Consider the following 25,271-nt stretch of genomic DNA (forward strand, 5'->3'; position numbering starts at 1 on the left):
TATGCATAAAGCATGTACATGTACACAAGGAAATATGAATACTCCCCGCCTGAATCTCGGACATCCCTGTTTTTCCACCAAGGGACATGGCAATACCGGACGCATCCATTTAGCCGTAGCTCCCGGCTGCAATATCTCGTGCAATTATTGTGTACGCAAATTCGATTGTGCAAATGAATCCCGTCCAGGTGTGGCCAGTAAGGTGCAAACCCCTGAAGAAGCCCTGGCAACGGTGCGGAAAGTCAAAACCTCCGGCAAGGGCGATCAATTTGTGGTGGTCGGCATTGCCGGTCCCGGGGAGCCCTTAGCCAATGAGGCGACCTTTACAACTCTGAGAGGAGTAAAACGGGACTTCCCGAATATGATTCTGTGCCTGAGCAGCAATGGTTTGCTCTTGCCGGAAAAAATGGCGGAATTGACGGATATCGGGGTGTCTCACGTTACCATTACTATCAATACTCTGGAGGAGCAGGTTGGTGCCCAAATCTACAGTTATGTACGCTGGAAGGGGAAAACCCTGATCGGTGCCGAAGCAGCCAGAATCTTGCTCCATAATCAGCTGACGGGGTTGGAAATGGCCGTGAAGGCGGGGATGACGGTGAAAATAAATACGGTGCTGATGCCCGGCATCAATGATCATGGCTTAAATGACTTAGCTGTGGAAATCAAGAAAAGGGGAGCTCATCTTCACAATATTATGCCGGTCATTCCCCAAGGGAAATTAGCCCACATCATACCGCCCTCCCGGGAGGAGCTTACCCTCAGTCGCAGCAGTTTAAGCTCCCTCCTGCCCCAGATGACCCATTGTCAACAATGCCGTGCCGATGCCATCGGAGTGTTCTGATGGAGCCTGTAATCAGAGAGGCAGTGCCGGCAGACATCGCTGACATGGTTAGGTTGCTGAAGATCTTATTTTCTCTGGAGGCGGACTTCTCCTATGATGAAATAAAACAGCGCCGGGGGCTGGGGATGATTCTGGAGGATGGTGCCCGGTGCATTATGGTTGCGGAGCAAAATGGGCGGGTGATCGGTATGGTCACAGCGCAGCTGCTGGTATCTACGGCGGAAGGGGGACTATCCGCTTGGGTCGAGGATCTTGTCGTTGAGGAACCTTATCAGGGGCAAGGAACAGGAAGGGCATTGCTGTTATCCCTCCAAGCCTGGGCATCAGCACGAGGAGTTAAGCGCTTGCAACTTTTAGCGGACCGCAGCAATACAAGAGCCTTGGAGTTCTATGAAAAGATGTCCTGGCAGTTTACGGAACTGATCTGTTTACGGACCTATGTTTAAATCTGAATTTTATGGTTGGGAGGTAGATAGGGTGATTAAAGTGGCTTTTTGCAGTGAGGATATGCAACACGTCGATGCTCATTTTGCTCTAAGTTCCAATATTGTCATTTATGGATTCCTGCCTGCTTCATTCCACTGGGTTAAAACGAAAAGCTTTGAATCCCAAACCGGTCAAGAATCCGAAACGATGAATGAAAGACGCCTTGCAGAACGGATCGAAGCGATTCAGGATTGCGATATTTTGTATTGCCGTCAGATCGGGAGCCCAGCGGCGGCAAGGCTCATCAACCACAATATTTTCCCTATGCAGACCAAGGAGAACCTACTGATCGAGGAGGCGGCCTGCCGACTGCAGCAGATGTTTCATAAGAATCCGCCTCATTGGCTGGAAAATAAATTCAAGAAAGGGGGAGCCCAGTCATGAAAGATTCCGTATGGCTTTGCGATACGACTCTGCGGGATGGGGAACAAACGCCGGGCGTTGCTTTCCGATTCAAGGAAAAAGCCCGAATTGCCGCTTGCCTGGCCGAAGCCGGAATTGATGAGATTGAGATCGGTGTTCCCAGTGTGGGAGCCGATGAGATGGAAATCATCAAGGGTTTGGTGGATTTAAGGCTGCCGGTGCGTCTGGCCACCTGGAATCGTACCAGTAAGGAGGATTTGGAAGCCAGCTTCCGAACGGGTGTCGGCGCGGTTTCTATTTGCATTCCGGTTTCCGATCAGCATATAGAGCGCAAGCTCAGGAAAAGCCGGACCTGGGCCATGGATAGCATGGGAGAAGCCATTGAATTGGCTAAGAAGGAAGGGAAATATGTTTGTGTAGGTTTTGAAGATGCCAGCCGTGCCGATGTGGATTTCATGATTAAGATGGCTAAAGTAGCGGAAGGGCTTAGGGTGGACCGGATACGTTTAGCCGATACTTTGGGTATCCTGGATCCCCTTGAGCTGGCGCGGCGTTTTGCCCCTCTGCCTCAAAAAACAGCGCTGCCTTTAGAGTTTCATGCGCACAATGATTTAGGGATGGCTACGGCCAATGCTTTGACAGCCATACGCATTGGCTTCAAAGCTGTCAGTGTCACCGTGGGAGGATTGGGGGAAAGAGCGGGCAATGCCCCCCTGGAAGAAATCTCGGTGGCTATTCATCATATTTTGCAGCGTCCCACCGCTTTTAATATTCAGAAGGTCAATGATATTTCCCTTTTGGTCAGTGACATTACCCAGCGGGAGATTCCCCGCTCTAAGCCAGTTGTGGGGTCCGATGTCTTTACTCATACTTCAGCGGTTCATTTGGACGGAATTCGCAAGGATGTGGAAAATTATCAGCCCTTTCCGCCGGAAAGCATCTCCAGAAAGCACGCCATGGTTTTTGGCAAATACTCAGGAATAAGGGAGCTCGTAAGACTGCTGGAAGAAGAAAGAGTGCCTTACACTCAAGATCAGCTGACAGAGCTTTTGATCCGGGTGAGACTGCACAGCAGCATAAAAAAGATTCCTTTGCAGGCTGAAGATGTCTTAAGTCTGGCGAGAAGTCTCAATCAACTGCGTAATGCTTAGGACAAAATTCGAACAATCAGATTGCTTGGGTTATGATAACCATAAAGTTAAACTGTGGCAAAGGAGAGGAGAGAGTGGCGGAAACCCTTGATATAACTGCAATAGAACTATTGGCTAAGCGATAAAAGTTCAGCTGGGACGAAAAAACCATCTGAACTTTTCTGATTATTTATCAAGAAGTATACAGTGTTCTTCGGAAAAAACACTTGTTATTTTGATTGAATTCCTGTAAATTATAAACATCAAATCAATAAGGCAATGGCGCCGTTACAAGAATCTAAGACAGATTACTTGCAACGGCGCTTTCTTGTTTTAGCTGTTAAAGATCTATAGTTGGGATAAGCGCCAGCCACATGGCGGCCTAAGATGAATGATGTGAGTGCTTTGGTGGCGAAGTCAGGTTTTTTATAAGGAGGGAGGCTGAAAATGCCGGGAAAAAGCCAGGACCATGAAAAGCCTTCTCTTGAACGAACTGCATTGGCCTTAGCGTTAACGGAAACCCGTGAAAAAGAGAATGAGTTGAAAAAGTTGATGCTTTCCCAAAACGTCTATTGTGCAGTGACTGAATTAGGAGGAACGTATTCCGCGTTACAACCCACCGGGAAATTAACCCATTCTGTAATATCGGCAGCAATCAACACAGGTGCCATTCAAAAGGAACCGAAGGCCATACACGCTGTTGTGCATGCGACCTTGGAAGCAAGCAATGGGATCTTTGTTCATACCAACAGCAATGCCAGTTATGCCCTGAAAGTGGGGATTGCCTGTGATCAGGACTGGATCGCCATCGCCATATTTGGTCGTTCATCCATACATGCTCTATCAGAGCATTGCCGAGTGGGTTTAGGGTATATGCATCTATAATTTCATAGTTTTCGGGTGCCAGGTCGAGGACTTGGTAAGTGTGTAAGTGTAAGAGAGAAAACCCAGGTTGAGGAATATTCGGGGGATCTCTCTTCTTTTTTATACAATTAAAAAGCAATTTTTATCCGCTGTGATTATAATCCCAGGCGGAGTCAAAGCTCTATCTAATTATTAAAAGAAACTTCTGGTTTTTTAGGAGGTGATGGCATGAAGATTCATTTAAAGATGTTGCTTAATCTTGGCAACGGTGAATATTAAAAATTTAATTGAAATAGCAAGGAGGAATTCAAATGAAAAGAGCATGGGTATTATTACTAGCAATTATAAGCATGTTGGCTCTGCCTGTTTCGGTTTTGGCGGAAGATGGTGCGGTGGTGGACACAGGGGACACCAGTTTTATTATTTTGTCGGCGGCACTTGTCTTTCTCATGACCCCCGGACTAGCCTTATTCTATGGCGGTATGGTTCGTAAGAAGAATGTTTTAAGTACGGTGATGCATAGTTTTATTCTCATGGGTGTATCTTCCGTACTTTGGGTGTTGATCGGCTTTAGTTTGGCCTTTGGTACAGACCATGCCGGTATTATCGGAAGTTTAGAGTGGATTGGCCTCAGCGGTGTCGGTATGGAACCTAATGGGGATTACTCCTCAACCATCCCCTTCCTCTTATTCATGGCCTTTCAAATGATGTTCACCATCATTACTCCGGCAATTATCTCGGGTTCTGTTGCTGAACGCATGCGGTTCCCGGCCTTTCTGGGATTTATGGTTCTGTGGCTGTTGGTTGTTTATTATCCCTTGGCTCACTCGGTATGGGGTGTCGGTGGTTTCCTGCGTGAAATGGGAGCATTGGACTTTGCTGGCGGAACTGTTGTGCATATCAGCTCAGGGGTTACCGGCTTAGTCGCTGCTTTAATCCTGGGCAAACGCAAAGGGCATGGCAAAGAACCTATGGCTCCTCATCAATTGCCTATGACGGTTTTAGGGGCAGGTCTGCTCTGGTTTGGCTGGTTTGGCTTTAATGCTGGCAGTGCCTTGGGTGCCAATGGGTTAGCGGCCATGGCTCTGGTCACGACCAATACTTCTGCCGCTGCCGGTGCTTTAGCCTGGATGGCTACCGAATGGATTCATCGCGGCAAGCCCACCATTTTGGGTGCAGCCAGTGGTGCTATTGCAGGGCTTGTGGCGATTACCCCAGGAGCAGGGTTCGTCACACCTATGTCATCTTTAATTATTGGTCTCGTTGGCGGTGCCATTTGTTACTTCGGTGTTAGTGTTCTTAAAGCTAAACTTGGCTATGATGATTCCTTGGATGCTTTCGGTTGTCATGGAATCGGCGGAATCTGGGGAGCTTTAGCCACGGGTATTTTCGCCTCGGCTTCTGTGGGGGGAACTGACGGCCTGTTGTATGGAAACGCGGCTCAAGTAGGAATTCAGGCCATCGGTGTTGCCGTAACCATTGTGTTAGCAGTCGTTGCCACATTTGTGATTATGAAGCTGGTCGGGATCTTCACACCTTTGCGTGTTACTGCTGAGGAAGAAGAAACGGGCTTGGATATCTCCCTGCACGGAGAAGAAGCTTACCCAGACTTTATCGGCAGTGGTTATCTTCCTACGATTGTTTCGGCTGCCAAAGCAGTAGGGGTCTCTGCACCCAGCGGTCAACCGGGAAAATAAGAATTGAGCGCTGAGATAGCGTGTATCGAAGATAGATATGCACCTAATTATAAAGGAGGGAATTCTATGAAAAAGATCGAAGCGATTATCAGACCGAGCAAACTGGATGAGGTACAAAGTGCTCTGGATCGTTTTGGTGTAAGCGGGCTGACTGTAACCCATGTCATTGGCTGCGGCAAGCAAAAGGGCCATACCCAGGTTTACAGAGGGGTAGAGTATAAAGTTTTTCTTCTCCCCAAGGTAAAAATTGAAGTTGTAGTTAACGATCAGGCAGTGGATGAAGTGGTCAAAATCATTTCTGATGAAGCCCGCAGCGGCGAAGTGGGAGATGGGAAAATCTTTATTTATCCTGTTGAAGGAGCTATCCGTATCCGCACCGGTGAGATAGGAGAAAGTGTCTTATAGGCTTTTATTTCCCCTCACCCAAAAACACTCCGCTTAGAGGCCGGAAGAGATTGTTCTCGCCGGCCTCCTTTTTGTTGATTCAGTTTAATAAGCTGTCGCGCAGGTGCTTTCAATGAATACAATATTTTATTCACAAAGCAATTGCCAGTTTGTCGATACCGTGTAAAATAAAGCTATGCATAAATTAATAAGGGAAGCAAAGGCGCTTATAAAGACTCTATCTTTATAAGCGCCTTTTGTGTATGGAAAAATATGCAAAGGGAGGCGATTTTTTGAAAGTAAATGAATTAAGCATCGATGCCTCAGTTCTATTGGCCGAATTGAAAGAAGCAAACCAAAACATGGGTAAAGTGATTGAATCCATCCAAGAGGTTGCTAAGCATACCAACCTTCTGTCTTTAAATTCTGCCATAGAAGCGGCCAGAGCAGGAGAAGCAGGGCGAGGATTCCGTGTGGTGGCTGATGAGATTAAGAAGCTGGCTACCCGAAGTTTAGCCTCAACTAAGGAAAGTACTCAAATCGTCGAGAATATCCAGATTAAGGCCAATGAAGTTATGGCAGTGCGGACTGCCGATGTGGCCTATGATACCATAGACAAAATCGATCGCAATCTATTCGAGCGAAATTGTGATGCCCAAGCCTGGGCAAGATTTGATAAGGTCAAGCATTGTTTTCTTGCAGACGATCCTCAGCGGATCGCCGCATGCAATACTTTATTGAAATCCCTTGTCGAGATTTATGAAGTTTACATAGATCTTTATGTATTGGATCCGGAAGGAACCATTGTATCGGCAGGAGTCCATACAGAACTCATTGGCAAGAATTTCGCCGATAAACCTTGGTTTATTGAAGCCAAGGCTGCCAATGCTATTTCTGTAAGCGATCTCTATTTATCCCCTTTGGAAAACCGCTATACAGTAGCCTACACATGCCCGATTGTCAGTGACGAGGGAGAGGTTTTAGGCTATTTCTCCACCCGTTTTAATTGGGATTTTATCTACGATATCATCGACAGTGCCCGGATTGGAAAAAATGGAGAAGTTTATGTCCTAAACAAGGAAGGCTATGTGATAGCCAGCCGCAATCGCCAAGGAATTCTCAAAGATAATCTTAAACATTTGGAGGCTGCCAGACGGGCTATTGACGGAGAGACCTATGGATTTCTCTTTGAGAATAACGGTCAGAAGAGTACGAAGATTTATGGTTATGCCCATACCAGAGGCTATAATGCTTATCAGGGGAAGAATTGGTCAGCCCTAATCTGTGAAACAATCTAAGCCAGTGCGGAAATTTCTGTTCAATGAAGTTTAAACGTGGAGGATTTCAGCAGTTGCTAAGTGAATACTTATTCTATAAAAGGAGGAGATCCTAATGAAGAAAATTGAAGCAATCGTTCGCCCGGGTAAACTGGATGATGTTCAATCGGCATTGGATGACTTTGGCGTCAGTGGATTGACCGTAACTCAGGTGTTAGGATGCGGTAACCAAAAGGGCCATACCCAGGTCTATCGAGGGGTAGAGTATAAGGTATATCTGCTTCCCAAGGTGAAGATCGAAGTAGTCGTTACAGATCAGGATGTTGACCAAGTGGTTTCGATCATTATAGAAGCTGCCCGCACAGGTGAAGTAGGGGACGGAAAAATCTTTATTTACCCAGTGGAGGAAGCGATTCGGATCCGCACGGGTGAGAAAGGTAATGATGTACTGTAGTCTATATTTCCATCAGGAAAGCTGAGCAAAAAAGCGCCCTTATCCCACTTCTGTGGTGAAAAGGGCGCTCTCGGTTATTATGAAGTTATTTCCCCAAGGGTGACTTGTACCGCTTTTGTCTGTCCGTCGCGAATAAAGGTCAGTGTCACTTTATCCCCTACATTGTGCTTATAAATCTCCCCAATCAGTTCAGTGGAGTTTTCAACTTTGACATCATTCACATGAGTAATCACATCGCCTTCCTGAATTCCCGCTTTTCCGGCGGGTCCTTCAGGATTGACTTCATAGATATAGGCCCCCAGGGGTAGATTTTGCTCTTTGGCATAAAGAAGATATTGATCGCTGACCGAGACTGAGAGAGCAGGATGTTTTGCTGCGCCATTTTCAATAAGTTGGGTGATGATGGAAGTGGCTTCAGTGATAGGAATAGCAAAGCCCATACCTTCAAATCCACTTTCAGCATATTTGGCTGAGTTAATGCCGATGATTTCCCCGGAGTAATTGACCAGGGGGCCGCCGCTGTTGCCAGGATTGATAGCGGCATCCGTTTGCAGCATATTGTAGAGGGTGGATTCGCCGGACATCTGGAGAGTACGGTTGGTGGCGGAGATAACGCCTGCTGTTACGGAACGGGCAAACTTGTTTCCTCCCGGATTTCCGATGGCGACGACAAACTCCCCTACTTCAATTTGGGAAGAGTCCCCCAGTTTTACTTCAGTGAGATTGCTGGTATCGGAGATCTGCAGGACGGCTAAATCAGTGCGAGCGTCTGAGCCGATTAGCTTGGCCTCAAGGTTGCGGCCATCACTGAGGCTGACCGTGATTTTTTGAGCCTTTTCAATCACATGATAGTTGGTTACGATATAACCATTCTGTGCATCAATGATAAATCCGGAACCAGTTCCTGCTTCCACCAGCTCGGAGCTCTGGGTATTATCTCTGGAGCCTAAGCCAAATCCGTACCTATAGGCATTGGAAACGGTTTGGTAATTCGAGACGCCCACTACTGCTGGGCCTACGTCTTTGGCTACTTGAACCACAGGAGAATTGGATTCATCCGTTTGGGTATTGGCGAGAAGGGTCACGGGGCTGGCGGTGCCTGGGGAATTTAGATTGGCTTGCGCCTCGATAGCGCTAAGGGTCTGCGGATAGACATATTGGAGAAGCGATACTGATGAGACTCCGCCGAGAAGAGCACTGATAATACATAAAGCTGCTAAAGGAAGTAGCCGGTTTTTTTTCTCATTCATAAATTGAACCCCCTTGTGTATAAAATCGCTGAACAAAGATTTCTCTTAATGACCTAAGTATAAGACATTACTCTGAGTCAAACCTGATCAGAAACTGAAAAGAAGCTGAATATTTTATGATGATTTTATGAACATGCTATAATTAAAAATGCTATCATAAAAAAGATCCAATAATAGTATAACAGGTTAATCATTAATGTAAAAACGGCTGAACACGTTCCAATGAACCGTGTCAGCCGTTGTGTTCTCCACTTATTTCAATCTACGATTGATTTCCGATGGCCTTATTTAAATCCTTGATAAGGCTGGGGACATCGATCCCATGGGCCATAGCGCCTTGTTCAACATTTTCAAAACGGGCTGCCATGCAGCCAAAGCAATGCATGCCGTATTTTTGGAAGACTTCTACCGACTGTGGGTATTTTTCTACAACATCAGTAATTTTTTCAGCACCAGTAAGCATAGTTTTCTCTCCTTTTAACGCATATTAGGTTTACCCTTAATATTGTACCTTATTAATAAAATATAACCCAATATTTTTTTGTAATTTTTGACTGAGGTCAGTTCTTTTTAAGTTATTCGTGATAGTATGAGATGGCTTATTATTTTAAATTGGTGCGGATAAACTAGGGATAAGGAAAGAGAGGGTTTTTGCCTATGGACCGATTAGTACTCATTATACTGGCAGTTGGTCTGATTTCAATTGGGACAACTGTTCTTCTGGGAAAAATGGCATCAAGAATAAGATTTCTGAAATATTTGCCAGGGGCTTTATGCCTGTGCTTATCCATTTACTATTATTACTTGGCAAGGTTTGTTCGGGCTGGCGAGGGGTTTGAAGATTTGGGGAAATTTATACTGGCCGTATTTCTTTTTGCCGCCGCTTTTTTTGGTATTATTACCGCTTTAATCATGGAGTATCGGGACCGTAGTAAAGGGGACAGATGATTTTCGTGATTTTCGACGAAATTTCTGTTGCAAAACTTTACCGATAGGTATATTATAATAAAGTGCTTGCGCCACTAGCTCAGCTGGTAGAGCATCCGACTCTTAATCGGCAGGTCCACGGTTCGAATCCGTGGTGGCGCACCATAAATTTTATAAATCAAATGTTTTCTAGGGTTCCGCAACACTCTTTGTTGGCTGGTCCGAGAGAAAACTCACAGCTTGGCTGTGTCACGGAGGGATAAAAGCCTGGGAGAGACTGATGAACAGTATCTCTCAGGCTTTTTAATTTGGAAAAAACTTAAAGTGGAGGAAGATGTTCTATGAATAAACATTGGTATAAAGTCTTTGTTGCTGCTTTCTTGGAAGTGTTCTGGGTGATTGGCTTAGCCCATTCCTATGATGCGTGGACATGGGCCGGTACGGTAATTGCCCTGATTGTGAGCAATTATTTAATGATTACGGCAGGGCAGGTGCTCCCTGCCGGGACAGTCTACGCTGTTTTTGTAGGATTGGGCACAGCCGGTACGGTCATTTCAGAAATTTTCTTTTTTGAAGAGCCCTTTCAATGGGCAAAAGTCCTGCTGATTTTAATTCTATTAACAGGAGTATTGGGTTTAAAAGCGGTCACAGCGGATCAGAGCAAAGAAGGAGTTGATGCGTAATAGCTTGGTTCACTTTATGTTTAGCAGGTTTGCTTGAAGCATTTGGGGTGGCTATGATCAATCAATTGCAGATAAGCCGCACTTGGAAAACTGTCGGTCTCTTGATTATGGGATTTGGAGCGAGTCTTGCTTTATTGGGCTATTCGTTGCGATTCCTGCCGATGGGGACAGCATATGCCGTTTGGACTGGTATCGGTGTGGTAGGCGGTACCCTGATTGGCATGATTCGTTATCATGAATCAAAGGATTGGCGAAGAGTAGTGTTTATAACCATGATTTTAGGTTCGGTTATCGGCTTAAAGCTTATCTCGTAAATGGCCAAGGGGCGAGTTTTTCCTTGTCACATGGTATAATAAAGGAAATAACAGGCGACTGTTATTAAAATGTTTTTTTGAATGGAGGAAAAAATGACTAGGAAATTGCCGACTTTTTTATCTGAAAACGAGCATGGGTTATGGATGACGGAAGATGAACGGGAAAACCTGAAGATTGATTATCGGATTAAAGAGATCATAGTTGAAGCCCAATCAACCATTCAGCATGTGATGATTCTCGACTCCTACAGTTTCGGGCGCATGTTGGTATTGGATGGAGTCGTGCAAACGACTTCTCTGGATGGTCATATCTACAATGAAACGATTTCCCATGTACCCTTAAGCATTCATCCCAACCCGAAGAAGGTATTGATTATTGGCGGCGGAGATTGTGGCGTGGCCAAAGAAGTGTGCAAATATTCCAGTGTTGAGCAAATTGATGTGGTAGAAATCGATTCCATGGTGGTGGAGGTTTGTCTGAAACATCTGCCTGAGGTCTCCGGAGGGTTAGCGGATCCCCGGGTAAACTTCATTTTTGATGATGGTGTAAAATATGTCCAAAACGCTTCGACCAAGTATGATATTGTCATTGTAGATTCCTCGGATCCCATAGGGCCCGCGGAAGTCTTGATTGAAATGAGCTTTTACCGGAGTATATTCAATGCTCTGGAGGACGACGGCCTGATGGCTTGCCAAAGCCAGTCTCCGATTTTTCATGGAGAAGTTATGGAACAGATCTTCGAACGGGTTCATGATATTTTTCCAAAGACGAAGATGTTTACAGCTGTAGTGCCTACCTATCCCGGTGGATTGTGGAGCTTTACCTTAGGGTCAAAGGGGTATGTTATACCGAATGCTGTTCAGATGAAAGAGCTTGATGCCTTGTATGTCAATGAGGAAATTATAGTAAGCTGTTTTTCTCTTCCTGAGTTTATGAATAAACAGCTGAGCAAGTATAGATAAAGTTATTAGAGAGCTTTGAAGGGAAAAAGCAAATAAGATAAAGAGAAGATAAAGAAGGTTCAATGGGGGCAGCGCATGCTGCCCCTGTTTGTGTGTACACATGCATGGCGATTAAATTCAAAAATTACAATTAGGCTATGCAGCGACTACCTATTGGTTTAAGAATTGGGATTGGCCACTGTAAACAGTACAATTTAGTTTACAGCTGGCTAATGCCGCATGTTAACTGGGTTTTGGCGGATACATGTAAACTTTTCTTTACAGGTAGGTTTCTGATTGGAAATGCCTGATGTTTTCGGAGTAGAAAAGAAGCCTGAATTTACGGCCTTTTGACTGGCTGCTTTTTTGACAGGTGCTTGGCATGGAATTTGCTTTATGGTAGAGGGCACCGGGTTAACATTATGGAAAAGGGAGAGAAATTCACGAAATAATGATATCCATCGTAACAGCGACAGACCCGGCAGCTTTATAAGGAGGCAACATATGAGTGAACAAAAGTGGGGAAATCCAAACGCTTTAGGTGATTTAACCATTGGATTATTGATCTTGGCCCAAGCGTTTCTGCTTTTCGGAAAGGTAGATCCTTTAACGAAGATCGCTGTGGTCCCTTGGCTCTCGACGGGTTTTGCCATATTGCTGATCGTGGTGGTAGTTCAGCTCAGAAATGGCGATTTTGTTGGGGCAACCGCCAGCGGCTTGCTGGGAGCAGTTCTGCTGGGGCATAATTTTGTAAAAGGAATTATCGATCTGGTATTTTTGGTGAATGGAAAGACACCTTCTCAAGAAATAATAACGGGAGGATATACGGTTGATGGGATGGCTTTCCTGTGTTCCGGGATCATATTGCTTTCCATGGGTTACTTGTTGGGGCATGAAACCAAATGGGGTGCATTTTCAGTATGGGCAGCAGCGCTGGGGTTTCTGTCTTTGGCGGCCACAAATCTTGGACTAGGGCCGATGTTTGGAAAAATAGGTGTCTGGGGATTGATGATTATGGCAGTTTGGTTGATTTATTCAGGGATTGCCAATTTGATCAATGGTGCAATGCAGAAAATCGTTTTACCGCTTGGAGAGCCTTTATTTATGCATAGAAAATGAGAACACTAATCCTTTGAAAAAGAGCCTAATTAATGGGCTCTTTTTTTACAGGGAAATGTTTGAATGAGTTATTTGAATGAGCTTAAATGTATTCAAAAGTATAAAAGAATAAAGATAAATTTCACAAAAAATGATATGATGAGAAAAATGAAGAAAAATAAAAAATATCTATATTTTAGGGATTTTAAGATAGAATAAAAAATATTCCGGTTTGGGGGGCATGTTCATGAAGGTCGATTCTGAATTGGCACGGTTGATTATTGAGCAGATGGATGGAGTCGCTATTACAGATAAGGAAGGCAGATATATCTATGTCAATGACAAATGGGTAAAAAGAATGAATAAGCAGCCGGAAGAAGTGCTTGGAAAATATGTTAAAGAAATATATCCCCAGACCAAAATCGATCTGGTTTTAAAAACCCGCAGACCGATTATCGGGGAGATATTCTATAATAATGAAATAGAAAAAGATCCGGTAGGAATCATCAACTATTTGCCGGTCTTTAAGGATAATGAACTGTTTGCAGGATTGATATTTGCCATTTTTGAAGATATGAAAGTCGCTTTGGAATTCAAGAAAAAAGTAGAGCATTTGTCCCGGGAATTGGAATACTTTAAGGAAGAACTGCGGAAAATCCGGGGTTCCCGTTATACGGTGGACAATATTATCGGAAACAGCAAAGCCGTTTTACATTTGAAAGAGCAAATCTACCAGGCCGCCCGCTCAACATCAACAGTACTGATTGAAGGAGAGACGGGGACTGGTAAGGAGCTGGTAGCGCATGCCATTCATGATTCCGGCCAGCGCAATGTTTATAATTTTATTAAGATTAACTGTGCCGCCATTCCGGAGGACTTGCTGGAATCGGAGTTTTTCGGTTATGAAGAAGGTGCTTTCACAGGGGCTAAAAAAGGCGGGCGCAAAGGTAAATTTGAGATGGCCCATAACGGAAGCTTGTTTCTGGATGAAGTCAATCAGATGCCGTTGGTTTTACAACCGAAATTGTTGAGAGTCTTACAGGAGAAAGAAATCGAGCGTATTGGCGGTCACGGCAGTATACCTGTGAATGTAAGAGTAATTGCCGCCAGCAATGTTTCGTTGGAGAGGCTTGTTCAAGAAAAAAAGTTCCGGAGCGATTTGTTTTATCGTCTTAATGTGGTCAGGATCAGCATACCGCCGCTGCGGGAAAGGAAGGAAGATATCCCGTTGCTGGCCCAGGAATTGCTGAAACGGTTGAATTTTCAATTGGGGCTGAATGTAAAGGAAATTTCGTCTGAAGTCATGGAACTTTTAGTGAGCTACAACTGGCCCGGCAATATACGGGAATTACAGAATGTGTTGGAAAGAGCCATGAATATTGCCTGGGGAGAAGTATTGGAGATCAGCCATTTTAGCTGGTTTAGGGATCATCAAGGAGGGGCGTCGAGAAACCTGCGTAAAGATGTCGTGGTGGGGGAATCTTTGCGGGAGAAAAAAACTCAAACGGAGAAAGAAGCGGTTGAAGAAGCACTGAAGATATGCCAGGGCAACAAGGCTCAGGCGGCCCGCCTCCTGAATATTTCACGCACGAGTTTTTATAAGAAACTTAAAAAATACAGTTTGTTCTGAATCGATTGAGCTTAGAAACCTGCGGGCAGCTTTTATGTGTAAACAAAAAGTAACAGTCAACTTTGGCTTACAAATGGCCCGAAAAAGGGGTTTCCGGGCCGGAGAGTCCGGATTTCCCCGTGATGATGTGTAAACTTTTGGCAGCATAGAGCTTTTAATCATATCAATTTAAAAAGAGAAAACCTGTTGTTATTAGCCCGAAAAGGTGCTTGAAACAAGAGGTTTTCTCTTTTTTATATATTAATTGCGAGTTGGCACGGTTTTTGCTCAATAAGACATTGCCAAGGTTTAAATTTTACAGAAAGGAAGTACAAGAATTGGAAAAGTTAATTATCACTGTAGCCACCACCGGTGCGGTAACATCACGGGAGGAAACGCCACATATTCCCTATTCGCCACAGGAAATTGCCGATGAGGTCTATGCTTCATGGAAAGCGGGAGCGAGCATTGCCCACATCCATGTGCGGGATAGTCAGGGTGGAACGACCATGGATTTGGATGTTTACCGGGAAACGGTCAAGCTGATCAAAGAAAGGTGCGATATCATCATCAATCTCACCACAGCCGGTGGACCTTTCTCGGAGGACGTCAGGATTAAACCGGTGGAATTAAAGCCGGAGCTGGCCTCCTTTGACGCAGGTTCCTTGAATTTAGGGCCAATCGTGTTTGCTAACTCACCGTCATTTCTGGAGAAGCTGGCGGCGGCCATGCAGAAAAGCGGAGTGAAACCCGAGATCGAGGTTTTTGAATCCGGCATGATCGACAATGCCCTGAGGATAGCTAAGAAGGGGCTAATCAAGGAACCTCTCCACTTTCAATTTGTTCTGGGAGTTCCCGGCGGCATGGCCGGCACACCGAAAAATTTGCTCCACCTTGTGGAAAGCATTCCAGCCGGTTCTACCTGGTCTGTGGTAGGGATTGGCAGATCCCATTTACCCCTTTCCTGTATGGCTATTCATATGGGAGGCCATGTACGGGTAGGGATGGAGGACAATGTCTACTTGAAAAAAGGCGTTCTGGCTAAATCCAATGCAGAATTTGTGGAGCGGATTGTTCGTCTGGCTGAGGAGTTTGAACGCCCTGTCGCCACAGTGAGTGAGGCCAGAAGAATTTTGGGGTTGAACTAAGAAAACAGCAAAAGGAGATTAGCATGGAATTTATCGACTTAAGTATTGCCATTGAACATCAGGTACCCAGTGACCCGCCGCCGATCCGGCAGACCATTGAGTATATGGATCATACCCAGGGTGCCAAAGAGATGCTGGCTTTTTTTCCTTCAATTACGGAGGCTGATTTGCCGGATGGACTGGGATGGGCAGTGGAGGATATCAAATTGTGCAGTCACAGCGGGACCCACATGGATGCGCCTTGGCACTATTATCCGACCATGAATGGAGGAGAGCGTTCCCGGACTATTGATCAGATGCCTCTGGAATGGTGTTTTTCCGACGGTATTATGCTTGATTTTCGGGATAAACCCGATGGCTATCTGATAACAGTCCAGGATTTGGAGGAGGCTTTTGCCCAAATCGACTATACCCTTAAGCATTTGGATATTGTGCTGATTCAGACCGGCGCTATTCAATATTGGGGACAGCCTCAATATTTGGCAAAAGGATGCGGCCTGGGCCGGGAAGCAACCCTCTGGCTGCTGGAACGCGGTGTCAAGGTAACCGGAACAGATGCCTGGAGCTGGGACAGGCCGCTATCCGTAATCGGACAAGAATTTGCCGTAACCGGAAACACCAAAATCATCTGGGAAGGGCATTTCGCCGGCCGGGAAAAAGAATATTATCACATGGAAAAAATGAACAATCTGGATAAGCTGCCGCCTAAAGGGTTTAAAGTAATTTGCTTTCCTATCAAAATCAAGGATGCCGGTGGCGGTTGGGTCAGACCGGTAGCATTGTTGCCTTAACAGAATCAAGAGCGGGAAGCGGTATCCCAGCCCTGATGTGTTGTGTTGCCGGAGATGATTGGGATACGTTTTCCGCAGGTGGAAAGGAAGTGAAGCCGGACCAGGAAAGAAGAATAGAAAATATTAAAACCCCAAAACAAATTGAATGATAAAAGGAGATGGAGAAATTGAGCAACTCAGCTACGGTAAGCACAAAAGTAAGGATTCATACATCGGTTGGCGCATTCTTCAGTAACATGATAGAGTTTTACGATTTGATGATTTTATCCATGGCTTTAGCTTTGATCGTAAAAGAATTTGACCTCACTTTATCTGAAGCCGGAATGTTAGGCACGGCCACCTTAATCGGCTGCGGACTCAGTGCCTTTATTATCGGCTGGTGCTCTGAAAACTTCGGACGCAAGCCAACATTATTATACTCCGTGCTCATTTTCAGCCTATTGACCGCATGTATTGGGTTTGCGAGCGGATATTTACAGATATTGGTTCTGCGGCTTTTGGCAGGTATCACCCTTGGCGGTATTTTTACTCTGGTAGGGACACTGATGAATGAGACATGGCCTGCCCACTTAAGAGGCAGAGCGACCACGATTGTCTGGATTTCATCTTCATGCGGAGTCATACTTGCCTCATTTTTGGTAGCGAATGTAATGCCTAAGTATGGATGGAGATCCTTATTCATCTTTGCTCTTACCGGGATTATTGTAGCAATATACATTGCCATTTTTATTCCTGAAACAGAAGCATGGAAAGCTATGAAAGCTCAGAAGAAAGACAAGATTGCGTTGTCTGTTGGTTTAAAAGAGATCTTTTCCGGCAAATTGCGTAAGAACACTTTATTGGGAACCGGAGCTTCATTTTTAGCGGGATTGTCTTTTTGGGGATTCATGTATTGGCTGCCTACGTTTTTGATTGCCGAACGGGGCCTGGCTCCGGCTGCGGTCGGCGGATACATTGCTTTTCAGTCCATTGGCCAGATTATCGGAGTTCCATTGTCCGGTGTTATAGCCGATGCCATTGGCAGAAAGAAAACACTTATTTTGATTTTTATCCTGGGCGGAATTCTGATTCCTCTATATGTATCAAGCCACAACTTGCAGGTTCTATTCTGGGGAGGGCCTTTTATAGCCGCAATTTTTTCCTACCCAGGGCTGATGGCCACGTATTATCCCGAATTCTATCCAACTCACATACGGAGCTTGGGCGTCGGCTTCTTGTTCAATATCGGGCGGGCCTTATCAGCGATTGGGCCCTACACCTTGGGAGCCCTGGCTGTAGCATATAGTTTGCAAACAAGTATTGTGGTCTGCGGCATCCTCTATGTGTTAGGAGCAGTATTAGTTTTCTTTTTGCCTGAAACATTCAGGAAAAAGGATCTAACGGACAATAATTCACCGGCTCTGTCAACTAAATAAAGGTTTAAAACCATAAAACTACATTCCAGATAGATGGTCGGGTCTCCTTTTCCAAGATAAAGGCCGGATTATTTATAGCACAATTTGGGATTGGAAAAGGAGATCTGTTTTTATCGAAATTGAATTTGACAGGAGGAACTCACAATGCAGGAAGTCGTCATCGTAGCGGGGGCCAGAACCCCCATTGGTAAAGGCGTTAAAGGAACCTTAAAAGATACCCGGCCGGAGTTACTGGGTTCTACAGTGATCAAGGCAGTTTTGGATAGAGCCCCTGGCCTTAGCCCAGGGGAAATTGAGGATGTCATTTTCGGCTGCGCTTTCCCGGAGGGGGAGCAGGGCCTGAATATTGGCCGGATGATCGCTTTAGCAGCCGGACTTCCGGTGACGGTACCCGGGTTTACCCTCAACCGTTTCTGCTCCTCCGGCCTTCAGGCGGTCGCCTTGGCATCCTGGCAGATCATGGCGGGGGCCGCGGAGGTTGTTATTGCCGGTGGTGTGGAGTCCATGAGCATGGTTCCCATTGGAGGCATCAAGCCTTCCCCTGATCCGGAGCTGTTGCTGAAAATGCCGGCCGCCTATATTTCCATGGGTGAAACCGCGGAAAATGTTGCTGCGCGTTATGGGATAAGCCGGGAGGAACAGGATGCCTTTGCTGTGGTCAGTCACCAGAAAGCAGCCAAGGCCAGGGCTGAAGGAAAGTTCAGGGCAGAGATCGTTCCGGTCCCGGTGATTCGCCCCGGGGCGGCAGAGGATGGGGCCAAGGAAGAGAAGATTCTTTTTGCTGAAGATGAGGGAATCCGTCCCCAGACAACCATGGAGGATTTAGCCCGGCTTAAAACCCCTTTCCGGGCCGACGGTACCGTCACGGCCGGCAACTCATCCCAGATCAGTGACGGAGCGGCTGCCGTCATCCTGATGTCCGCCGCCAAAGCCCGGCAGCTGAACCTGAAGCCATTAGCCATTTTCCGCTCCTTTGCCGTAGGCGGTGTTCACCCGGACGAGATGGGAATCGGCCCGGTGGTGGCTATTCCCAAAGCCCTGCAAAAAGCCGGCTTGACTTTGGGCCAGATTGATACCATTGAACTGAATGAGGCTTTTGCTTCCCAGGCATTGTATTGCATCCGCAAATTAGGGCTGGATTCGGCTAAGGTCAATCCCAACGGAGGAGCTATTGCCATGGGTCATCCCCTGGGCTGTACGGGAGCTAAGCTGACAGTGAGTCTGATCCATGAATTGGAGCGTACCGGAGGTAAATACGGAATGGTCAGCATGTGCGTAGGCGGCGGAATGGGTGCGGCTGCCGTATTTGAGAAAGTATAAGGAAGTTATAGCAGGATAAAGAGAAAAACGGGAGGCAGAGTACCCCCGGTTCTGTGCTCTGAGGAGGAAAAACAATGGGATATGCCAATTTTGCTGAAATACTTGCGGCATTGCAAACCATGACTCAAAAAAGAAAGGTAGCCGTTGTTGCCGCCCAGGACGCCCATACTCTGGAAGCGGTGTTGGCCGCAGCGGAAAACAATCTGGTCGTTCCGATCCTGTTGGGAAAGGAAAACGAAATCAGGAAAATGATCGGGGACCTGGGTAAAAATTCTCCTGAGCCGGTCATCATGGACATTGAGGATCCCCTGGAGTGCGCCCAAAAGGCAGTTGAGCTGGTCCAGAGAGGCGAAGCCCACTGCATTATGAAAGGGAAGATCGAGACCGGGAGCCTGATGAAGCTCCTGGTGAATAAGGAAAGCCAACTGACCACCGGCCGGCTGATGTCCCTGGTGGCGTTTATGGAGATCCCCCATTATCACAAGCTGATCGCTGTTTCCGATGTGGGATTGCTGATGTATCCAACTTTGGAGCAGAAAAAAATGCTGCTGGAAAATGCCGTGAACGCCTTGCATGCTCTGGGTGTGGCCAAGCCCAAGGTGGCGGTGCTGGCGGCCGTGGAAAAAGTCAATCCCCAGATGCCGGAAACACTGGACGCCGAGAGTCTGAAGAAAATGAACGAGGCAGGTCTTATTTCCGGTTGTACGGTGGAAGGTCCGATTTCTTATGATTTGGCGATTAATTCTGAAGCGGCGGAAATCAAGGGCTATCTAAGCCCTGTGGCCGGAGATGCCGATTTGTTGATTGTACCAGACATTGTTGCCGGCAATATTTTGGCCAAAGCCTTGGTTTATTCCGGCAGGGCGAAGACGGCGGGCATCGTGGTCGGGGCCAAAGTGCCCATTGTCCTCACTTCGCGGTCTGCCGCCGCAGAAGATAAATATATGTCCTTAGCCTTGGCTGCCCTGGTGGGCAGCCGCTAAGAAGGAGGTGCGACATGTCCAAGCAGAACACGTTTATTCTGGCAATCAATCCCGGTTCAACCTCCACGAAGGTAGCTGTGTTTGAAAATGAGACGAAGATCTTCAGCCGCACGATTGTGCACGCGGCTGAAGATCTGCAGGACTTTCCGGAAATCCCCGACCAGCTGGGTTATCGGAAAACCATGATTCTGCAGGCTCTGAGAGAAGGGGGAATAGCTCTGGAGCAAATTACTGCCTTTGTCGGCCGGGGCGGGGGGTTGAATCCTTGTCAGGGCGGCACCTATCTGGTTCAGGGTCTGCTGCTGGAGCATGCCCGGACCTGCCATACCGCCAGGCACCCGGCTGCCCTGGGAGCGGTGCTGGCTCATGAATTGGCCGGCGAATACGGTAAAAAAGCCTATATCGTCGATCCCCCGGATGTGGATGAATTTGAGCCCGTAGCCCGGATCACCGGATTGAAAACAGTTTGCCGGCAAAGCCGCTTTCATGCCCTGAACCAAAAAGAAGTAGGCAGACGGGCCGCGGCGGATCTGGGTAAAGCCTATGAGGAGATCAACCTCGTTATTGTTCATATGGGCGGCGGAATCTCCGTTACCGCCCACAAGCAAGGGAAAGCAGTGGACAGCACGGACACCATCAACGGTGACGGTCCTATGGCCCCCACCCGTGCCGGCCAGCTGCCGGCAGCGGATTTGGCTGCCCTTTGTTACTCTGGCCGGTATACAGAGCGGGAGATCGGGCAGTTGATTGTTAAAAACGGCGGCTTGGTGGATCATCTGGGAACCAGCGATGTTTTGGAAGTGAAAGAACGCATTCAGCAGGAAGATGCCCGGGCCGCCCTGATTTACGAAGCGCTGGCCTACCAAATTGGCAAAGCTGTGGGCGCCTATGCCGCGGTGCTCCATGGGGAAGTGGCAGCGGTTGTGCTGACCGGAGGGATCGCCAGGGATCAGGATCTGGTGGGCAGGATCAGCGAGATGGTCCGCTATATTGGGCCGGTCATGGTTTATCCCGGTGAATTTGAGATGGAGGCCCTGGCCAATGGTGTGCTCAGAGTTCTGGCCGGCCAGGAACAGGCAAAGGAATATGACGGTATACCTCCCTGGAACGGGTTTAAGGTACAGGAGGAAAGTCTGTAAAAAGCACCGGAAGGGAAGTCTTAATTAAAAAGTAAACAGGCAAAGGAAGGTGTCCTCAACATGCTGGATATGGAACTCACGCCGGAGCAGCAGCAATTAAAAAAAGATGTCCGGCACTTTGTGGCAAAGCACATTACCCCGGTTGCCAAACATTATGATGAAACCGGTGATTTTCCCCTCCCGGTGGTTGAAGAAGCGGCTAAAGCCGGACTATTAAAAACTGTGGTTCCCCGACAATACGGTGGTCCGGGCCTTGATGCCTTATCCATGGCCATTATCATGGAAGAACTGAGCCGGGGCTGTGCCGGGATGGCCACTACCATTGGCGGCAACGGTTTGTCCAGCTACCCGGTTTTGCTGGCGGCTCATGAGGAATTGAAGCGCCAATGGTTCCAATACCTTTTAGACGGGAAACTGGTAGGCTTTGCTTTAACTGAACCGGCCGCCGGCTCCGATGCCGGAGCAGTCCGGACAACGGCGGTCCCCGAAGGCGGAGAATATGTGCTGAACGGTTCCAAATGCTTTATTACAACCGGGCAATATGCGGCGGCCTTCACCGTCTTTGCCTCCACCAACCCTGCGGCGGGAGTCAAGGGGCTCAGTGCTTTTCTGGTGGAAGGAGATTGCCCGGGACTCTCCCCGGGCAAGCATGAAAACAAAATGGGGATCAGGGCTTCCAATACCGTAGAACTCTCTTTCCATAATGTCCGGATTCCCCGGAACCATCTGATCGGCCAGGAAGGGGAGGGCTTTCAGCTGGCCATGAAAACTCTGGATTCCGGCAGGACCAATGTGGCGGCCATGGCTGTAGGACTGGCTCAGGCAGCCCTGGAAGCCGGCCTGGATTTCGTGAAGAGCCAGACCAGGGGCGGCAGGCCTTTGGCCGCCTCTCAGTATATTCAGTTCAAAATCGCCGATCTCAGCACAGCGGTTGAGGCGGCCAGAAACATGGTTTATAAGGCCTGCTATCTGAAAGATTCAGGAAAACCCTTCAGCAAAGAAGCGGCCATGGCCAAAACTTTTTGTACGGATACGGCCATGCAGGTGACCTCCGAAGCAGTGGATCTGTTGGGCATATACGGTTACCTGAAAGAGTCTCCGGTTGAAAAGCTGCTGCGGGACGTCAAAGTGATGCAGATTTATGAAGGAACCAATCAAATTCAACGGATCGTGACGGCCAACCAGATCCTGCGTTCTTAAGCAAAAGAGGAAGAGAGGACGATACAATGGATTTTCAATTATCTGAAGAACAGCTTCTCATCCGGCAGAGTATCCGGGAATATGCGGCTGAAAACGCTCAAAACCGCAACAGTGAAGAAGTGGTAAGGAATCTGGCTGAGTTGGATTTTCTCGGCATTTTTTATCCCGAACAATATGGCGGAGCCGGCGCAGATTTTATGAGCTTCGTCCTGTGTCTGGAAGAAATGGCCCAAACTTCGGCTTCAGCCGCCCTGATCTATGCCAGCCATTGCTGCCTGGGAGCGCATCCTCTTGCTCAATGGGGAACAGAAGAGCAGAAACAGCAGTACCTGACAAAGCTTTGCCAGGGAAAACGAATCGGAAGCTGGGCTTATGGGGAGGGCAGCCTCGGCAGCGATTGGCTGACGATCAATACGACCGCTGAAAAAAATGAGGGCGGTTATTTGCTGAACGGGCGCAAAACCTATGTGGTCAACGCTAAAGAGGAGAATTTGTTCATTGTCTTTGCCAAAACGGCAGGGGAGCAAATGAGTGCCTTTATTGTGGAAGGTGAAAGCGCGGGCTTCTCTTTGGGCCCCGCTCACCCCAAGATGGGTTTGGAAGGCGTCACGATGGCGGATCTGATTCTGAAGGATGTCCGGGTACCCGCAGCCAGTCTGCTGGGCCGGCCCGGGCAGGGAATGGAGATTTACCGGGAGACTTTGTCTTTGCAGCAGATCGCCTTGGCCGCTCTGGCCCTGGGGATCGCCCGCAGCGCCCTGGCCAGGAGTATCAGCTACGGTAAGGAGCGGATTCAGTTTGGCCGGCCGATTATCCGCTTTGAAGCGTTACAGGTCATGGTGGCTAAAATGGCGGCCAATATTGCCGCCGCCGGTTTGCAGGTATATCAGGCCGCCGGATTGCCCACCCGGCAAGGAGATTTGGCACTGGAAGCCGGAATTGCCCGCTATTTGGCCCAGCTGGCCGGTGAGCAGGCCTGTCTGGAGGCGGTCCAGATTCATGGCGGATATGGCTACAGCGCGGAGCTTGGGGTGGAGCAATTGTACAGGGATATGAAAGGGATTACCCTGCTGGACCTGCCGGAAAAGCCTCTGCTCCTGACCATCGCCCAAAAGATTACAGCCTGAGTGATTAAACATCAGGGAGTGGCTCAAGCCGGGGCGAGGAGCCTCAGGGAGAAATAAAAAATTGCCTGCAGGGAGTGAAACATGGTGAAAATATTGGTTTGTTATAAATGGGTTTTGGATGAGGGGGATATCGTGGTTGATGAGAAGGACCGGAGTCTGGATCTGACCCGGGCCAAAGGAAAAATCAGCGAATATGACCGCAATGCCCTGGAATTGGGGGCCGCTTTGCAGGGGAGTACCGGCTGCCGCTTAGTGGCGGCCACGGTGGGAAAGGGCGTAAAGGAATCCGTCAGTGACGTACTGTCCCGGGGACCGGAAGAAGTCTTTTATCTGGACTCTCCCGATCTGGCTTCCTTGGACAGCTTCCTGACCGCTCAGCTGCTGGCGGCTCTGATTCAAAAAATCGGCGATATCGATCTGGTGATTTGCGGAGAGGGTTCCAGCGATTTTTATTCCCAGCAGGTGGGTCCCCGTTTGGCAGCCTTATTGGGCTATGGGTCCTTAAGCTACGCTGCCGGCGTTCAGCTGCAGGGTTCGGAGATCATGGTTGAAAGAAAGCTGGACCGCGATCTGGAAACTGTCAAGACCCAACTGCCGGCGGTGGTTACGGTTTTGCCTGAAATCAATAAACCCCGCATCCCCGGCCTTAAACACATTCTGGCTGCCAAGAAAAAGCCCTCCACAGCAGTGACCTTGGCGGAAATAGGCTGGGCAGGCAAAGAGCTTGCCAGCCCCGTTGAGGTAACCGGCACCCGGGCTGTTGTGATGGAGCGCAAACAGATTAAGGTGAACGAAGGCGGGCTGACCCTTCAGGAAACGGCAGCCAAGCTGATTAAGCAATTGCAGACGGACAGAGTTTTGAGCTAAGGAGGGGGAATTGGGATGAATAAGATATGGATTATTGCCGAAAACCCGGAAACAGCCTATGAACTGACCGGAAAGGCCAGAGCCCTGGGAGAACATCTGACGGTTTATCTGGTCGGCGACCAGGAAGCAGCCCAGCAAGCGATCCGCTGCGGGGCCGATCTGGTGAAGCGAATGGAAATCCCGGCAACCACGGTATGGGAACACTATGTCAATGTGCTGGTTCCGGAGGCTGAGATTGCCCGGCCGGAGCTTATTCTCGTGGAAGCCGGCAGCCGGGGCAAGGATTTGGCTGCCCAGCTGGCCGCCCGTTTGGGCTGCCCTTGTGTCACTGATTGCAAAAAACTGGAGAGTGTGGCGGGAAGGCTGCTCTTACAACGCATTGTTTACGGCGGGCTGGCCAGTCAGGACCTGGAGTGTGCGGATTATCCCCTGGTTGTCACCATTGCCCCTCATACCTTTGAGCGACCTGAGCCTGCCCCGCGGGAAGGAAAGATTGTCAACCTGCCTTTGGCTCAGAAGGACAGCCGGGTTCAAGTGATGGAACGGAAGGCTAAAGGAGCTTCCCAGGTCAATCTGGCCGAAGCGAAAGTCGTGATCGGGGTAGGCCGGGGGCTGACCGATCAATCAGGCCTGGCTTGGTTTGAAGAAACGGCCCGGCTGCTGGGCGGGGAGCTCGGCTGCACCCGGCCCCTTGCCGAAGATCTGGGCTGGCTTTCGGAAGAACGGTATATCGGAATCTCCGGCCGGCAGATTAAACCGGACTTATACCTCTGCGCCGGGATCTCCGGACAGGTCCAGCATGTTTTCGGGATCAGGGAGGCGAAAACCATTGTGTCTATTGACAAGAATGAAAACGCCCCCATTTTTAAAGTCTCGGATTATTACGTTGTGGGGAATTTGGAGGAAGTGCTGCCGGCCTTCCTGACGGAACTTAAAAATCATCAGAGTTAATACAGGAG

Annotated in this window: 26 protein-coding genes, 1 tRNA gene and 1 riboswitch; of the genes, 25 read left to right on the forward strand and 2 right to left on the reverse strand. The window is 48.0% G+C overall.

Features of this window, described 5'->3' with window-relative positions; genetic code table 11:
• Window position 1 precedes the first annotated feature (1 nt).
• From BUA14_RS06275 to BUA14_RS06315, 9 genes are all read left to right on the forward strand, one after another.
• Entirely contained in the window at window positions 2-844 is an 843-nt protein-coding gene (locus BUA14_RS06275) for a radical SAM protein (protein WP_072772150.1), read from the forward strand.
• Window positions 844-1,290: a GNAT family N-acetyltransferase gene (locus BUA14_RS06280; protein WP_072771822.1), complete on the forward strand. Its 447-nt coding sequence runs from the start codon at window positions 844-846 to the stop codon at window positions 1,288-1,290. Before BUA14_RS06275 ends, BUA14_RS06280 begins: the two co-directional genes overlap by 1 nt.
• A gap of 31 nt (window positions 1,291-1,321) precedes the next feature.
• Entirely contained in the window at window positions 1,322-1,714 is a 393-nt protein-coding gene (locus BUA14_RS06285; protein WP_084078474.1) for a NifB/NifX family molybdenum-iron cluster-binding protein, read from the forward strand.
• Window positions 1,711-2,844, forward strand: coding sequence for a homocitrate synthase/isopropylmalate synthase family protein (locus BUA14_RS06290; protein ID WP_072771823.1), 1,134 nt, complete (start codon window positions 1,711-1,713; stop codon window positions 2,842-2,844). Before BUA14_RS06285 ends, BUA14_RS06290 begins: the two co-directional genes overlap by 4 nt.
• A 426-nt stretch (window positions 2,845-3,270) precedes the next feature.
• Entirely contained in the window at window positions 3,271-3,708 is a 438-nt protein-coding gene (locus BUA14_RS06295) for a HutP family protein (protein ID WP_072771824.1), read from the forward strand.
• 290 nt (window positions 3,709-3,998) lie between these two features.
• Window positions 3,999-5,384 (forward strand): ammonium transporter, encoded by a 1,386-nt coding sequence (locus BUA14_RS06300; RefSeq protein ID WP_072771825.1) that lies wholly within the window; start codon window positions 3,999-4,001, stop codon window positions 5,382-5,384.
• Between the two features lie 66 nt (window positions 5,385-5,450).
• Window positions 5,451-5,789 (forward strand): P-II family nitrogen regulator, encoded by a 339-nt coding sequence (locus tag BUA14_RS06305; protein ID WP_072771826.1) that lies wholly within the window; start codon window positions 5,451-5,453, stop codon window positions 5,787-5,789.
• A 242-nt stretch (window positions 5,790-6,031) separates the two neighbouring features.
• Window positions 6,032-7,066: a methyl-accepting chemotaxis protein gene (locus BUA14_RS06310; RefSeq protein ID WP_072771827.1), complete on the forward strand. Its 1,035-nt coding sequence runs from the start codon at window positions 6,032-6,034 to the stop codon at window positions 7,064-7,066.
• A 94-nt stretch (window positions 7,067-7,160) separates the two neighbouring features.
• Window positions 7,161-7,499 (forward strand): P-II family nitrogen regulator, encoded by a 339-nt coding sequence (locus BUA14_RS06315; RefSeq protein WP_072771828.1) that lies wholly within the window; start codon window positions 7,161-7,163, stop codon window positions 7,497-7,499.
• A 77-nt stretch (window positions 7,500-7,576) separates the two neighbouring features.
• On the opposite strand, the gene BUA14_RS06320 is transcribed toward BUA14_RS06315, so the two are convergent.
• Both BUA14_RS06320 and BUA14_RS06325 read right to left on the reverse strand, forming a co-directional pair.
• Window positions 7,577-8,749 (reverse strand): S1C family serine protease, encoded by a 1,173-nt coding sequence (locus BUA14_RS06320; protein WP_072771829.1) that lies wholly within the window; start codon window positions 8,747-8,749, stop codon window positions 7,577-7,579.
• A 262-nt stretch (window positions 8,750-9,011) separates the two neighbouring features.
• The gene (locus BUA14_RS06325) at window positions 9,012-9,212 is read right to left on the reverse strand and encodes a DUF1858 domain-containing protein (RefSeq protein WP_005813569.1); all 201 of its coding nucleotides are present in this window, start codon (window positions 9,210-9,212) and stop codon (window positions 9,012-9,014) included.
• A gap of 553 nt (window positions 9,213-9,765) precedes the next feature.
• Between BUA14_RS06325 and BUA14_RS06335 the strand changes: the two genes are divergently transcribed.
• From BUA14_RS06335 to BUA14_RS06415, 16 genes are all read left to right on the forward strand, one after another.
• A tRNA-Lys gene (locus BUA14_RS06335) sits at window positions 9,766-9,841 on the forward strand.
• Between the two features lie 13 nt (window positions 9,842-9,854).
• A riboswitch (guanidine-I (ykkC/yxkD leader) is annotated at window positions 9,855-9,952 on the forward strand.
• Between the two features lie 65 nt (window positions 9,953-10,017).
• A complete protein-coding gene (locus tag BUA14_RS06340; RefSeq protein WP_072771831.1) occupies window positions 10,018-10,359 on the forward strand; it encodes a DMT family transporter in 342 nt (113 codons plus the stop codon).
• The gene (locus BUA14_RS06345; protein WP_005813576.1) at window positions 10,359-10,673 is read left to right on the forward strand and encodes a DMT family transporter; all 315 of its coding nucleotides are present in this window, start codon (window positions 10,359-10,361) and stop codon (window positions 10,671-10,673) included. Before BUA14_RS06340 ends, BUA14_RS06345 begins: the two co-directional genes overlap by 1 nt.
• 93 nt (window positions 10,674-10,766) lie before the next feature.
• Window positions 10,767-11,636 (forward strand): polyamine aminopropyltransferase, encoded by an 870-nt coding sequence (gene speE, locus BUA14_RS06350; RefSeq protein ID WP_072771832.1) that lies wholly within the window; start codon window positions 10,767-10,769, stop codon window positions 11,634-11,636.
• A 483-nt stretch (window positions 11,637-12,119) separates the two neighbouring features.
• On the forward strand, window positions 12,120-12,734 hold the full coding sequence (locus BUA14_RS06355) for a hypothetical protein (RefSeq protein WP_072771833.1): 615 nt from the start codon (window positions 12,120-12,122) through the stop codon (window positions 12,732-12,734).
• Between the two features lie 226 nt (window positions 12,735-12,960).
• Complete coding sequence (locus tag BUA14_RS06360) at window positions 12,961-14,343, forward strand: sigma-54 interaction domain-containing protein (protein ID WP_072771834.1); 1,383 nt, start codon at window positions 12,961-12,963, stop codon at window positions 14,341-14,343.
• A gap of 317 nt (window positions 14,344-14,660) precedes the next feature.
• Complete coding sequence (locus BUA14_RS06365) at window positions 14,661-15,470, forward strand: beta-keto acid cleavage family enzyme (RefSeq protein WP_072771835.1); 810 nt, start codon at window positions 14,661-14,663, stop codon at window positions 15,468-15,470.
• Between the two features lie 23 nt (window positions 15,471-15,493).
• On the forward strand, window positions 15,494-16,261 hold the full coding sequence (locus tag BUA14_RS06370) for a cyclase family protein (protein WP_072771836.1): 768 nt from the start codon (window positions 15,494-15,496) through the stop codon (window positions 16,259-16,261).
• 167 nt (window positions 16,262-16,428) lie between these two features.
• Complete coding sequence (locus tag BUA14_RS06380; RefSeq protein ID WP_072771838.1) at window positions 16,429-17,676, forward strand: MFS transporter; 1,248 nt, start codon at window positions 16,429-16,431, stop codon at window positions 17,674-17,676.
• Between the two features lie 144 nt (window positions 17,677-17,820).
• Window positions 17,821-18,996, forward strand: coding sequence for a thiolase family protein (locus tag BUA14_RS06385; protein WP_072771839.1), 1,176 nt, complete (start codon window positions 17,821-17,823; stop codon window positions 18,994-18,996).
• A 74-nt stretch (window positions 18,997-19,070) separates the two neighbouring features.
• On the forward strand, window positions 19,071-19,979 hold the full coding sequence (locus BUA14_RS06390; RefSeq protein WP_072771840.1) for a bifunctional enoyl-CoA hydratase/phosphate acetyltransferase: 909 nt from the start codon (window positions 19,071-19,073) through the stop codon (window positions 19,977-19,979).
• 14 nt (window positions 19,980-19,993) lie between these two features.
• Window positions 19,994-21,118: a butyrate kinase gene (gene buk, locus BUA14_RS06395; RefSeq protein WP_072771841.1), complete on the forward strand. Its 1,125-nt coding sequence runs from the start codon at window positions 19,994-19,996 to the stop codon at window positions 21,116-21,118.
• Between the two features lie 60 nt (window positions 21,119-21,178).
• Entirely contained in the window at window positions 21,179-22,318 is a 1,140-nt protein-coding gene (locus BUA14_RS06400; RefSeq protein WP_072771842.1) for an acyl-CoA dehydrogenase family protein, read from the forward strand.
• A 26-nt stretch (window positions 22,319-22,344) separates the two neighbouring features.
• Window positions 22,345-23,445: an acyl-CoA dehydrogenase family protein gene (locus BUA14_RS06405; RefSeq protein ID WP_072771843.1), complete on the forward strand. Its 1,101-nt coding sequence runs from the start codon at window positions 22,345-22,347 to the stop codon at window positions 23,443-23,445.
• An 81-nt stretch (window positions 23,446-23,526) separates the two neighbouring features.
• On the forward strand, window positions 23,527-24,312 hold the full coding sequence (locus tag BUA14_RS06410; protein WP_242954580.1) for an electron transfer flavoprotein subunit beta/FixA family protein: 786 nt from the start codon (window positions 23,527-23,529) through the stop codon (window positions 24,310-24,312).
• Between the two features lie 15 nt (window positions 24,313-24,327).
• A complete protein-coding gene (locus BUA14_RS06415; RefSeq protein ID WP_072771844.1) occupies window positions 24,328-25,263 on the forward strand; it encodes an electron transfer flavoprotein subunit alpha/FixB family protein in 936 nt (311 codons plus the stop codon).
• Window positions 25,264-25,271 lie beyond the last annotated feature (8 nt).

The organism is Desulfitobacterium chlororespirans DSM 11544 (genome assembly GCF_900143285.1).
In the GTDB taxonomy this organism is placed as follows: Bacteria; Bacillota; Desulfitobacteriia; order Desulfitobacteriales; family Desulfitobacteriaceae; genus Desulfitobacterium; species Desulfitobacterium chlororespirans.